The sequence below is a fragment of the Streptococcus sp. CF7_Ac1-8 genome, from assembly GCF_024295435.1.
In the GTDB taxonomy this organism is placed as follows: domain Bacteria; phylum Bacillota; class Bacilli; order Lactobacillales; family Streptococcaceae; genus Streptococcus; species Streptococcus mitis_AP.
Genome location: NZ_JANCPI010000003.1, coordinates 88,979 through 100,623, shown reverse-complemented (window position 1 = coordinate 100,623; position 11,645 = coordinate 88,979). Strand labels below are relative to the sequence as shown.

The 11,645-nt window shown below is 41.8% G+C and carries 15 protein-coding genes; 4 read left to right on the top strand and 11 right to left on the bottom strand.

Translation table 11 applies throughout. The features are described from left to right. The first annotated feature begins 25 nt into the window (after nt 1-25). The 3 genes from murT to NMM26_RS02545 all read left to right on the top strand — a co-directional run bounded on the left by murT (nt 26) and on the right by NMM26_RS02545 (nt 3,361). Nucleotides 26-1,369: a lipid II isoglutaminyl synthase subunit MurT gene (gene murT, locus NMM26_RS02555; RefSeq protein WP_254753928.1), complete on the top strand. Its 1,344-nt coding sequence runs from the start codon at nt 26-28 to the stop codon at nt 1,367-1,369. Continuing rightward, nucleotides 1,369-2,151: a lipid II isoglutaminyl synthase subunit GatD gene (gatD, locus tag NMM26_RS02550; RefSeq protein ID WP_033683323.1), complete on the top strand. Its 783-nt coding sequence runs from the start codon at nt 1,369-1,371 to the stop codon at nt 2,149-2,151. The genes murT and gatD overlap by 1 nt, the downstream gene beginning before the upstream one ends. Nucleotides 2,152-2,278: 127 nt before the next feature. Further along, a complete protein-coding gene (locus NMM26_RS02545; protein WP_254753927.1) occupies nt 2,279-3,361 on the top strand; it encodes a Xaa-Pro peptidase family protein in 1,083 nt (360 codons plus the stop codon). A 103-nt stretch (nt 3,362-3,464) separates the two neighbouring features. On the opposite strand, the gene NMM26_RS02540 is transcribed toward NMM26_RS02545, so the two are convergent. The 8 genes from NMM26_RS02540 to NMM26_RS02505 all read right to left on the bottom strand — a co-directional run bounded on the left by NMM26_RS02540 (nt 3,465) and on the right by NMM26_RS02505 (nt 9,060). Next, nucleotides 3,465-3,926, bottom strand: a complete 462-nt coding sequence (locus tag NMM26_RS02540; protein WP_000814989.1) for an ECF transporter S component — start codon at nt 3,924-3,926, stop codon at nt 3,465-3,467. Next, the gene (locus NMM26_RS02535) at nt 3,904-4,677 is read right to left on the bottom strand and encodes a bifunctional hydroxymethylpyrimidine kinase/phosphomethylpyrimidine kinase (protein WP_254753926.1); all 774 of its coding nucleotides are present in this window, start codon (nt 4,675-4,677) and stop codon (nt 3,904-3,906) included. The genes NMM26_RS02540 and NMM26_RS02535 overlap by 23 nt, the downstream gene beginning before the upstream one ends. Then, nucleotides 4,667-5,416, bottom strand: coding sequence for a tRNA pseudouridine(38-40) synthase TruA (truA, locus tag NMM26_RS02530; RefSeq protein WP_254753925.1), 750 nt, complete (start codon nt 5,414-5,416; stop codon nt 4,667-4,669). Before truA ends, NMM26_RS02535 begins: the two co-directional genes overlap by 11 nt. Before the next feature lie 98 nt (nt 5,417-5,514). Then, nucleotides 5,515-6,666, bottom strand: coding sequence for an MFS transporter (locus NMM26_RS02525; RefSeq protein WP_000808696.1), 1,152 nt, complete (start codon nt 6,664-6,666; stop codon nt 5,515-5,517). Between the two features lie 122 nt (nt 6,667-6,788). Next, on the bottom strand, nt 6,789-7,418 hold the full coding sequence (locus NMM26_RS02520) for a Pr6Pr family membrane protein (RefSeq protein WP_000033944.1): 630 nt from the start codon (nt 7,416-7,418) through the stop codon (nt 6,789-6,791). A gap of 2 nt (nt 7,419-7,420) precedes the next feature. Further along, the gene (locus NMM26_RS02515) at nt 7,421-7,759 is read right to left on the bottom strand and encodes a zinc ribbon domain-containing protein YjdM (RefSeq protein ID WP_001061596.1); all 339 of its coding nucleotides are present in this window, start codon (nt 7,757-7,759) and stop codon (nt 7,421-7,423) included. Between the two features lie 129 nt (nt 7,760-7,888). Next, complete coding sequence (cmk, locus tag NMM26_RS02510) at nt 7,889-8,560, bottom strand: (d)CMP kinase (protein ID WP_000849405.1); 672 nt, start codon at nt 8,558-8,560, stop codon at nt 7,889-7,891. Between the two features lie 8 nt (nt 8,561-8,568). Continuing rightward, nucleotides 8,569-9,060 carry an SAG1386/EF1546 family surface-associated protein gene (locus tag NMM26_RS02505; protein WP_001040920.1) on the bottom strand — a complete coding sequence of 164 codons (492 nt, stop codon included), beginning with the start codon at nt 9,058-9,060 and terminating at the stop codon, nt 8,569-8,571. A gap of 45 nt (nt 9,061-9,105) precedes the next feature. Between NMM26_RS02505 and NMM26_RS02500 the strand changes: the two genes are divergently transcribed. Continuing rightward, entirely contained in the window at nt 9,106-9,303 is a 198-nt protein-coding gene (locus NMM26_RS02500) for a ferredoxin (RefSeq protein WP_004240803.1), read from the top strand. Between the two features lie 57 nt (nt 9,304-9,360). Here the strand turns inward: NMM26_RS02500 and NMM26_RS02495 are convergent, their stop codons facing one another. From NMM26_RS02495 to NMM26_RS02485, 3 genes are read right to left on the bottom strand one after another with little or no spacing between them, the layout of a single operon-like run. Further along, on the bottom strand, nt 9,361-10,326 hold the full coding sequence (locus NMM26_RS02495) for a glycosyltransferase family 2 protein (protein ID WP_004240783.1): 966 nt from the start codon (nt 10,324-10,326) through the stop codon (nt 9,361-9,363). 1 nt (nt 10,327) lies between these two features. Next, nucleotides 10,328-11,347 (bottom strand): UDP-glucose 4-epimerase GalE, encoded by a 1,020-nt coding sequence (gene galE / locus NMM26_RS02490; RefSeq protein ID WP_024057477.1) that lies wholly within the window; start codon nt 11,345-11,347, stop codon nt 10,328-10,330. Further along, nucleotides 11,326-11,640: a hypothetical protein gene (locus tag NMM26_RS02485; RefSeq protein WP_254753924.1), complete on the bottom strand. Its 315-nt coding sequence runs from the start codon at nt 11,638-11,640 to the stop codon at nt 11,326-11,328. The genes galE and NMM26_RS02485 overlap by 22 nt, the downstream gene beginning before the upstream one ends. Nucleotides 11,641-11,645 lie beyond the last annotated feature (5 nt).

The window sequence follows — 11,645 nt, the reverse complement described above, 5'->3', positions numbered from 1 at the left end:
CCCTCTTTTATGATATAATAGAAATATGAAATTAAAAACTACTTTAGGCCTTCTTGCTGGGCGTTCTTCCCACTTCGTTTTAAGCCGTCTTGGTCGTGGAAGTACGCTCCCAGGAAAAGTCGCCCTTCAATTTGATAAAGATATTTTACAAAACCTAGCTAAGAACTACGAGATTGTCGTGGTCACTGGAACCAACGGAAAAACCTTGACAACTGCCCTAACTGTCGGCATTTTAAAAGAGGTTTATGGTCAGGTTCTTACCAACCCAAGCGGTGCCAACATGATTACAGGGATTGCGACAACCTTCTTAACAGCCAAGTCTTCTAAAACTGGGAAAAATATTGCCGTCCTAGAAATCGACGAAGCCAGTCTATCTCGTATCTGTGACTATATCCAGCCAAGCCTTTTTGTTATCACCAATATCTTCCGTGACCAGATGGACCGCTATGGTGAGATTTACACAACTTATAAGATGATTTTGGATGCCATTCGTAAGGTACCTACAGCTACTGTCCTCCTTAATGGAGACAGTCCACTTTTCTACAAGCCAGCTATTCCAAATCCTGTACAGTATTTTGGTTTTGACTTGGAGAAAGGCCCAGCCCAGCTGGCTCACTATAATACCGAAGGGATTCTCTGTCCTGACTGCCAAGGCATCCTCAAATATGAGCATAATACCTATGCAAACTTGGGTGCCTATATCTGTGAAGGCTGTGGATGTAAACGTCCTGACCTCGATTATCGCTTGACAGAACTGGTTGAGTTGACCAACAATCGCTCTCGCTTTGTCATTGACGGTCAAGAATACGGTATTCAAATCGGTGGTCTCTACAATATCTACAACGCCCTAGCTGCAGTTGCCATTGCCCGTTTCCTTGGCGCAGATTCGCAACTAATCAAGCAGGGATTTGATAAGAGCCGTGCTGTATTTGGACGCCAGGAAACCTTCCATATCGGTGATAAGGAATGCACCCTCGTCTTGATTAAAAATCCAGTCGGTGCGACCCAAGCTATCGAGATGATTAAACTAGCTCCTTATCCATTTAGCCTATCTGTTCTCCTAAATGCCAACTATGCAGACGGTATTGATACCAGCTGGATCTGGGATGCTGATTTTGAACAAATCACTGACATGGACATTCCTGAAATCAACGCTGGCGGTGTTCGCCATTCTGAAATCGCTCGTCGTCTCCGAGTGACAGGCTATCCAGCTGAGAAAATCACTGAAACAAGCAATCTGGAACAAGTTCTTAAGACAATTGAAAACCAAGACTGCAAGCATGCCTACATCCTAGCTACCTATACTGCTATGCTGGAATTCCGCGAACTGCTGGCTAGTCGTCAGATTGTTAGAAAGGAGATGAACTAATGGTTTATACTTCACTTTCCTCAAAAGCTGGCAATTACCCCTATCAGCTCAACATTGCCCACCTCTATGGAAACCTCATGAATACCTACGGGGACAATGGAAATATCCTCATGCTCAAGTATGTGGCTGAAAAACTAGGGGCCCATGTGACGGTTGACATCGTTTCACTTCATGATGATTTTGATGAAAATCACTACGACATTGCCTTTTTCGGTGGCGGCCAAGACTTTGAACAAAGTATCATTGCAGACGACCTACCTGCTAAAAAAGAGAGCATTGACAACTACATCCAAAACGACGGTGTAGTTCTGGCTATCTGTGGTGGTTTCCAACTATTGGGTCAGTATTATGTGGAAGCTTCAGGCAAACGCATCGAAGGGCTAGGAGTCATGGGCCATTACACCCTCAACCAGACCAATAACCGTTTTATCGGGGACATCAAGATTCACAATGAAGATTTCAATGAAACCTATTATGGATTTGAAAATCACCAAGGACGTACCTTCCTCTCGGATGACCAAAAACCACTGGGACAGGTTGTCTATGGAAATGGAAACAATGAAGAAAAAGTTGGTGAAGGTGTTCATTATAAGAATGTCTTTGGTTCCTACTTCCACGGACCTATCCTTTCTCGTAATGCCAATCTGGCTTATCGCCTAGTCACTACCGCCCTCAAGAAGAAATATGGTCAGGACATTCAACTCCCTGCTTATGAGGACATTCTCAGCCAAGAAATCGCTGAAGAATACAGCGACGTCAAAAGCAAGGCTGACTTTTCTTAAACAAAAGGAAATTATATCAAAGAACTCTGTTATCTTGTCAGAGTTCTTTTTGTCTGTTCTTTTACCCTTCTCCCTTGCATTTTCTCTCTTTTTTTGCCAAAATAGAGGGGTAGAAAGAAGGTAGCATATGTCTAAATTACAACAAATCGTAACATATCTTGAATCAGAAAAACTAGACGTCGCTGTCGTATCTGACCCCGTCACAATCAATTACCTCACTGACTTTTACAGTGATCCCCATGAACGCCAAATGTTCCTTTTTGTCCTAGCAGATCAGGAACCTCTCCTCTTTGTCCCAGCCCTTGAGGTTGAGCGTGCAAGCAGCACTGTTTCCTTCCCAGTTGTGGGCTATGTGGATTCTGAAAATCCATGGCAAAAAATGAAACACGCTCTTCCACAACTTGACTTCAAACGTGTCGCTGTTGAATTTGACAATCTTATCTTGACCAAATACCATGGCTTGAAAACAGTTTTTGAAACTGCTGAGTTTGAAAACCTCACTCCTCGCATCCAACGCATGCGCCTCATCAAATCAGCTGACGAAGTGCAAAAAATGATGGTTGCAGGTCTCTATGCTGATAAAGCTGTAAAAGTTGGTTTTGATAATATTTCTCTTGATAAGACAGAGACAGATATCATTGCTCAAATTGACTTTGCCATGAAACGTGAAGGCTATGAAATGAGCTTTGATACCATGGTCTTGACTGGTGATAATGCTGCAAATCCGCACGGTATCCCAGCAGTAAACAAGGTCGAAAATGATGCCCTTCTCCTCTTTGATTTGGGTGTTCTAGTAAACGGTTACGCATCAGACATGACGCGTACAGTCGCAGTCGGCAAACCTGACCAATTCAAGAAAGACATTTATAACTTGACTCTTGAAGCCCAACAAGCTGCTCTTGACTTTATCAAACCAGGTGTGACTGCCCATGAAGTGGACCGTGCTGCCCGTGAGGTCATCGAAAAAGCTGGTTACGGCGAGTACTTCAACCACCGTCTCGGTCACGGTATCGGTATGGATGTCCACGAATTCCCATCTATCATGGAAGGAAACGACATGGTCATCGAAGAAGGCATGTGCTTCTCTGTTGAACCAGGTATTTATATCCCTGGTAAAGTCGGTGTTCGTATTGAAGACTGCGGTGTTGTTACCAAGAATGGCTTTGACCTCTTTACAAGCACCAGCAAAGACTTGCTTTATTTTGATTAAAATTCTTAGAAAATCTTCCCATAATAAAACTCATACTATCAAGGCTCTTGAATACTTGATAGTATGAGTTTTTCATATTTGAAAGACTTTTGACTCAGCCTCTTTACTTAATCTTCTTGATACTTTGACTAAGAATAAATCCTACAATCATCCCTACCATATTTTGCATGAAATTTGGTAGGATTTCTGGTAGGGCTGCAGCCCAACCATTCATCAATGTAGAACCCAAGGCGTAGCCCCCTACCATGGCAATCGTTGCTAAGATAAGGCCTAACCACTGAGTTTTTCCTTTAAATCCTGCGAAAAATCCCTGCAAGCCATGGTTGACCAAGCTAAAGAACATCCACTGAGGATAGCCTGATAAGAGGTCAATCAAGAAACCTGCTAGTCCTCCGACTACAGCCCCTTCACGACTACCAAAGTAAAAGGCCGTAAAGAAGACACCCGCATCTAAAAGAGTTAGAATGCCTGTCGGTGTTGGAATTTTTAAGAAATAACCTAAAACCACAGAAAGGGCGGTTAATAGAGATACAAGGGCGATTTTAGTTGTTTTTGTCTGCTTCATATTGTCTTACTCCATACTGATCTGCTTGTGCAATGGCACGATAAACGAAAGCCTTAGAGCTTTCTACTGCTGGTAAAAGTTCATCACCTTTGACCAGGTGACTGGCAATGCTTGAGGCAAAGGTACAACCTGCGCCAGCATTTTGCCCTTGGATAACAGGATTTTCCAACACTGTAAAGGTTTGTCCATCATAAAAGACATCCACAGCCCTGTCCTGACTAAGGCGATTACCTCCCTTGATAATAACTGCTGGGGCTCCTAAGGCATGTAATTTCTGCGCTACAGCTTTCATATCTTCCAAGGTTTTAATTTCCTGACCAGCTAATAATTCTGCTTCAGGAAGATTAGGTGTAATCACACTGACATGAGGGAAAAAGCGAATCAACTCTTGACAGAGTTCACTGACAGCTACGTCGTGTGTTTCCTTGCAGACCAAGACAGGGTCCAATACCACAGGCACTCCTGGGCGCTGCTTGATAAAGTCCAATGCCTTCTCAGCCACACTGACAGTTGGTAAAAGACCAATCTTAATCCCTGCAAATTCCACATCACGCAAGCTATCTAATTCATGTTGAAAAATGGTATCGTCAGTTGGAAAGACTTCAAATCCTTTTTCTGTCAAAGCTGTCAAACAAGTCACTGCTACAAAACCATGCAAGCCGTTCAAAGTATAGGTAGCCAAATCCGCGGACAAACCACCACCACTAAAAATATCATTTCCAGAAAGTGCTAAAATACGATTATTCTTCATAACGAATCTCCTTTAAATACAAACCATTTGGTGCTGCAGTGGGACCTGCAAGCTGCCTGTCTTTTTTCTCGAAGATGAGGTCAATCTGCTCCACTGGCATGCGGTTATTGCCGATTTTGAGCAGAGTACCCACCATATTGCGAATCTGCTTATACAAGAAACCATTTCCTGAAAAGGTAAAGGTCAAAAACTGACCTGTCTCATCAACTGTTAAACTAGCTTCTGTGATGGTGCGAACTTTATCCTCTACACTAGTCCCAGAGGCTGTAAAACCGGTGAAATCATGAGTGCCTTCTAGCTTTTTAATTGCAATCTGCATCTTTTCCACATCAAGCGGATAAGGAAAATGAGTGGCATAGTGACGGCGCATAGGATTTTTGGGACGGCCCCTATCTACGATAAACTCATATGTCTTACCATGCTTGGCATAACGGCAATGAAAATCATCCGCCACAAGCTCAATCGAAATCACATCAATATCTTCAGGGGACTGGGTATCCAAGGCAAAACGGAGCTTCTCCTCATCCATTTGATAAGGCAGATCAAAATGAATGACCTGTCCCAGAGCATGAACCCCACTATCTGTCCTACCAGCACCATGAACAGTAATGGCTTGCCCCTTATTCAACCTAGTCAAGGTTTTTTCAATTTCTTCCTGAACGCTACGCGCATGGGGCTGGCGCTGAAAACCAGCAAAGGCGTAACCATCATAAGAAATAGTTGCTTTATATCTCGTCATAACTTCTATTTTATCAAGAAATTGGTCTATAAACAAGGTCCTAAAACAAATATTGCCTGGGTACAAAAATACCGAAAGAAAAACTTAGGAAATGAATCCTAAGCTCTCTTTTGAAGTAGGTACATGACAAAGATAGAGGTTACAATCAACCAACCTCCTAAGATACTAAAGACCAACATCCCATTGTGAGTTAGTAAGCCAATTGCACCTAGAACGAATGGAGTCGTAAAGGCTCCGAAACTACAGCCTAATACAGCAAATGAGGTTGCTTGATTGAGTAGTTTAGCTGGAATTCTTTCAGAGACAAGTTGAAAGACCGTCGTCAAGGCTACACTATAGGCAAAACCAGCCAGAATACTCCCTGCCACTACCACCCACAAGGATGGAGACAAGGCAATCACAATTTGCCCTAAGCCAAAGGTAATACCTGACCATAGGAGCAATTTCTCTTTAAAGATAGAAATCAAGAAAGAGAAACTCACACCAGCCACAATCCCGATCAACTGCATGACACTAAGAACAAAACTAGATAACTGTGCATCTCCAAGTCCTCTTTCCACCATCAAACTTGGAATACGGATGGTAATAGCTGTATTGGTACAAACTACAACCGCTGCTTCAATAGCTAGGATAAAAATCAAGCCCTTCATTTCCCGAGTTAAGCGACTTGCTTCCTTCGATTTTTTCTTAACTTCTTTCTTCTCTTTTCCATAAGGAACAAAGAGCAAATAAAGGATCAGCACCAAAAATCCAGCACTATAGGCTAGGAAGGTAGCTGTCCAACCAAAGGACAACAACTGACCGACTGCCAAGGTAATGAGAGAAGCTCCTACTACCTCTGCAGAGCCACGTAGCCCCAACATCTGAATCCGCGTTTTGCCTTGATAACGTTCACTGATAATCGAAATAGCCTTGGCATTGATCATCCCAACACCCAAACCAAAAAGAATCCGTGTTCCAAAGACAAAAGGATAGGCTTGGTACCAAAAAGGAACCGTTCCACTCAGTGATAAAATTAACAAGCCCAAACTAATCTGTAAGCGCTCAGGAAATATTTTTTCTAGGAAACCATTTAATAGCAACATAATCATGATTCCAAAGGAAGGCAAGCTAGCCAAGAGCTCAATTTGTTCCTTAGGATAACCTTGATAATAGTCAAACATGGCTGGCAGGGCACTCGAGATGGAAAAGGAGGTAATCAAAACGAGGGAGAGAGCCAAAATACTGGCCCGTTCTAAAAATTGTTTCATGAAATCTCTTTCTATATTCTCTTAATCTTCTACTTTTTGATAGTCAGCAAACAAGCAAGAAAAGAAGAAGTCTCATTGGTATATAGACTCCTTCTTAAACTAGAAAATGAATCCCTTGTGTATTAGGATGACTTTCTCTTGATTTGCTTAATAAAGTAGAAGATAAATCCTGCCACCATATAGGCAACAAAGATAATCAGACACCACTTGAACACGACATCCCAACCCTTGTTCACATTCAAAAAGAAGTACGGGAAGGGACTGACCTTAGAATTAGGAACATCAAGTTTCAGTACCAAGCCATTAAAAAGAGCAAAAATCATATAAAGCAAGGGTAAAATCGTCCACACAACTGGATCCCAGATTTTGTATTGACCCTGTTTGTCAAAAAAGAGGGTATCTGCTAAAAACCAGAGTGGAACGATATAGTGGCAAAGGAAATTTTCTAGGGTATAGAAATTAGTCGCAATAGGCGCTAATAGGAAATGGTAAATCACACAGGTAATCATGATACTCATGGTGACCCCACCTTTTAAGCGCAAGAGACTTGGTCTTTGCCAGTTTTCACCTAAACGGCTCATAACCTTTAGGAGGTAGAGCGTAAAAATCGCGACTAAAAGGTTGGACAGAACCGTATAATAGAGCAACATCCCAAAGCCACCATGCTTGGCGATTTCAAGATAAACTCCCGTAAAAGCCGCTAGAAACAAGAAGATACGGCTATAAAATACAAGTTTATAGTGTTTTGACATGCTTAAATTTTCTTCACAAACTCTGATTTGAGTTTCATGGCACCGAAGCCATCGATTTTACAGTCGATATTGTGGTCGCCTTCTACGATGCGGATATTTTTCACGCGCGTCCCTTGTTTCAAATCTTTTGGCGCACCTTTTACTTTCAAATCCTTGATGAGAGTTACTGTATCACCGTCAGCCAATTTATTTCCGTTGGCATCGATAGCAACAAGGCCCTCTTCTACATCTGCAACTTCAGCAGGATTCCACTCATAAGCACACTCTGGGCAAACCAGTAAGGCACCGTCTTCGTAGACATACTCTGAGTTACATTTTGGGCAATTTGGTAAGTTGTTCATGTTTTCTCCTTATAATCATTCACTATTCTTTGAAAATCAAAATTTCTCGAACAGCAACTATTATACCCTAAAATCAGCATTTTGACAAATTTAGAAAAAACCGATATCAATCTATCGGCTTCTCTACATTTACATTCTTTTTTCAGCTTCTGCTTTGATTTTTTCAACTACTTCTTGAATGTTCAAACCAGTTGTATCAAGGTAGACAGCATCCTCTGCTTGTTTGAGAGGCGAAGTCTCACGATGACTATCCTTGTAGTCACGCGCAGCAATTTCCTCTTTTAGGATTTCAAGGTCTGTTTCAATTCCCTTGGCAATATTTTCCTTGTAACGGCGCTCTGCTCTTTCATCTACCGAAGCTACTAGGAAAATTTTCAATTCTGCTTGTGGCAATACAACAGTCCCAATATCGCGACCATCCATGACAATCCCACCTTGCTGGGCAATCTCTTGTTGGAGAGAAACTAGTTTCTCACGTACTTCAGGAATTGCTGCAATAGCAGAAACATAATTGGTCACTTCATTTTCACGGATAGGATGGGTAATATCCACATCTCCTACAAAGACAAGCTGTTCTCCAGTTTCTGAGCGCCCGAAACTGATTGGATGCTGGTCCAATAAGTCTAAGAGTTCTTCAACTTGTTCGACTCCTAATTGGTTTCTGAGAGCCATATAGGTCGCCGCACGATACATGGCACCTGTATCTAGATAGGTATACCCAAAATCCTTAGCAATAATCTTCGCGACCGTACTCTTACCACTTGAAGCTGGACCGTCAATAGCAATTTGAATTGTTTTCATATCAACTCCTATTTGATTTTGACAACATCACCTGGATTAGCAAACCAAGATCCTGTAGCCATATGGCCAGGATTCAAAGCCTCTAACTGAGCAATCGAGATTCCTGCACGAGCGGCAATGGCGGCTTCTCCTTCTCCAGCCATAACTTTTGTAGTCCCTTCTGGATCAGTTGGATGTTCTGAGCTACTAGATGACTCTTCTACCTTCTCCTCTGAACTAGAAGATGCCTGCTCTGAACTACTACTAGAAGTAGAAGAAACTTGCTCTACTTTTGTATCTGAATCGTGAAAATCTTTCAAGGCTGCTGTGCGATTACTCCCACCCGATGAAAGATAGATAAGAACAATAATCATCACGACTACAATCACAAAGAAAATACTTGCTAAAATAGTCAAGATACGATTAGCCAGCACTCCTCCACCTTGTTCTCTCTTACGACGTTCTGATCTTGTTTCTTCTTGATTCTCATAAATATCTTCTTGCCACGGTTCTTTTGCCATACCTTACTCCTTGTTTTTTTTTACTTTTCTTATTACAATATAAATATGAAAATCACACTTATACCTGAACGTTGCATTGCCTGTGGGCTTTGCCAAACTTATTCTGAATTATTTGATTACCACGATAATGGAATCGTGCGTTTTTACGATGACTCTGACCAACTAGAAAAAGAAATCTCTCCTAGTCAGGACGTCATAGAAGCTGTTAGAAACTGTCCGACACGTGCCTTGATTAAAGATTAACTCTAATATCGACAAGAACGTTCCACTCCTTCTAGTTTAGCATATTTCCATGCAAAATTATAGTCTTTTCTCTTTATTTTTTTCTGTAAAATCAGGAAGGTCACTTTTTTCTTTGACGAGATAAAGTGGTCTTTTTTTAGTCTCTAGATAAATCTTACTGATATACTTGCCGAGAATCCCAATGGTCAAGAGTTGAATCCCACCAAGGAAGAGAATAACAGCCATCAGAGAGGTCCAACCTGATGTCGGATTGCCCAAAATGAGGGTCCGAACCACAACAAAAAAGGTCATAAGTAGAGAAATAAAACAAGATAGGAGACCTGCCACAAAGGATATAATCAAGGGAAAATCTGAAAAATTAACAATCCCTTCAATGGAGTAGAAAAAGAGTTGCCTAAAACTCCAACTGGTCTTGCCAGCCTGCCTTTCGACATTAGGATAGTCCAAATAGTAGGTTTTAAAACCGACCCAGGCAAAAAGTCCCTTAGAAAAACGATTGAACTCCGTCAAGCTTAAAATGGCATCGACTACAGACCTTCTCATCATACGAAAATCACGGACACCCGACGGCAGGGCTACTGGACTAATTTTTTTCATGAGGCGGTAAAAGAGATTAGCACAGAAACTGCGAAAGAAGGGTTCCCCCTCTCGACTAGTTCTCCGTGTCCCAACACAGTCCAAGTCTGTATTTTGGTCTAGTAAGGCTTTCATCTCAAGTAACATACTAGGAGGGTCCTGGAGGTCTGCATCCATCACTACCACCAAATCTCCTGTTGCATATTGCAAGCCTGCATAGAGAGCTGCTTCTTTGCCAAAATTTCGAGAAAAAGAGATATAATGAACTGCCGGATTTTGCTCTCGATAGGCTTTTAACAGTTCTAAGGTCCCATCACTTGATCCATCATCGACAAAGACATACTCGATTTCTGTTTCCAAATCTGGAAGTAAAGCTTCCAAAGCCTGATAAAAAAGAGGAAGTACTTCCTCTTCGTTTAAACAGGGGACAATGATTGACATCACCATCTTAGTCTTCAAATCCATTTGGATGCTTGCTTTGCCAACGCCATGCGTCTTCACACATTTGGGTGATACCTAGTTCTGCTTCCCAGCCGAGTTCTGCTTTAGCTTTTGCAGGATCTGAATAGCAGGCTGCGATATCCCCTGGGCGACGGTCTACAATGCGGTAAGGAATTGGACGTCCCACTGCTTTTTCCATATTTTGAATAATTTCAAGAACTGAGTAGCCTTTACCTGTTCCAAGGTTATAAACGTTTAGGCCTGAACCTTTTTGAATTTTTTTCAGAGCTGCAACGTGACCTTTAGCCAAATCGACAACGTGGATATAGTCACGAACACCAGTTCCGTCTTCCGTATCGTAATCGTCTCCAAACACTTGCACTTGCTCTAATTTTCCAACGGCTACTTGAGTCACATATGGCAAAAGGTTATTTGGAATACCATTTGGATTTTCTCCTAAATCACCACTCTCATGGGCTCCGATTGGGTTGAAATAACGAAGTAAGACCACATTCCATTCTGAGTCTGCCTTGTAGATATCCGTTAAAATTTCCTCTAGCATAAGCTTGGTGCGGCCATATGGGTTGGTCACTGAAAGTGGGAAATCTTCCAAGATTGGCACTGTATGAGGATCTCCGTAAACTGTCGCAGAAGAACTAAAAATGATGTTTTTACAGTTGTTTTCTTCCATGACCTTCAAAAGACTAACAGTTCCAGCGATATTGTTGTCATAGTAGGCAAGAGGAATACGGGTAGATTCACCGACAGCCTTCAAGCCAGCAAAGTGAATGACCCCTGTTGGTTCTTCTTGCTTGAAAATATCTCTGAGGGTATCGGTATCACGGATATCTGCCTCATAGAAAGGCACTTCAACTCCTGTGATTCTTTCAACAACTTCTAAACTTTTTCTGTTACTATTCACAAGGTTATCCACCACAACAACCTGATGACCTGCTTGGATTAACTCAATAACAGTGTGGGTTCCAATAAAACCTGCTCCACCCGTTACCAAAATCTTTTCTTGCATCTTTTTTCCTCGATTCTCGGATTATTTTTTCTTATTTTACCATTTTTGATAGGGAATGTCATTTGCCATCCTAGAGGGTAGGATAAAATTTCAGTAAAATGCTTATACTCTTCGAAAATCTCTTCAAACCACGTCAGCCTTGCTTTGCTGTAGGTAGGGTTACTGACTTCGTCAGTTCGATCCACAACCTCAAAACAGTGTTTTGAGCTGACTTCATCAGTTCTATCCACAACCTCAAAGCAGTGCTTTGACCAGCCTGCGGCTAGTTTCCTAGTTTGTTCTTTGATTTCCATTGAGT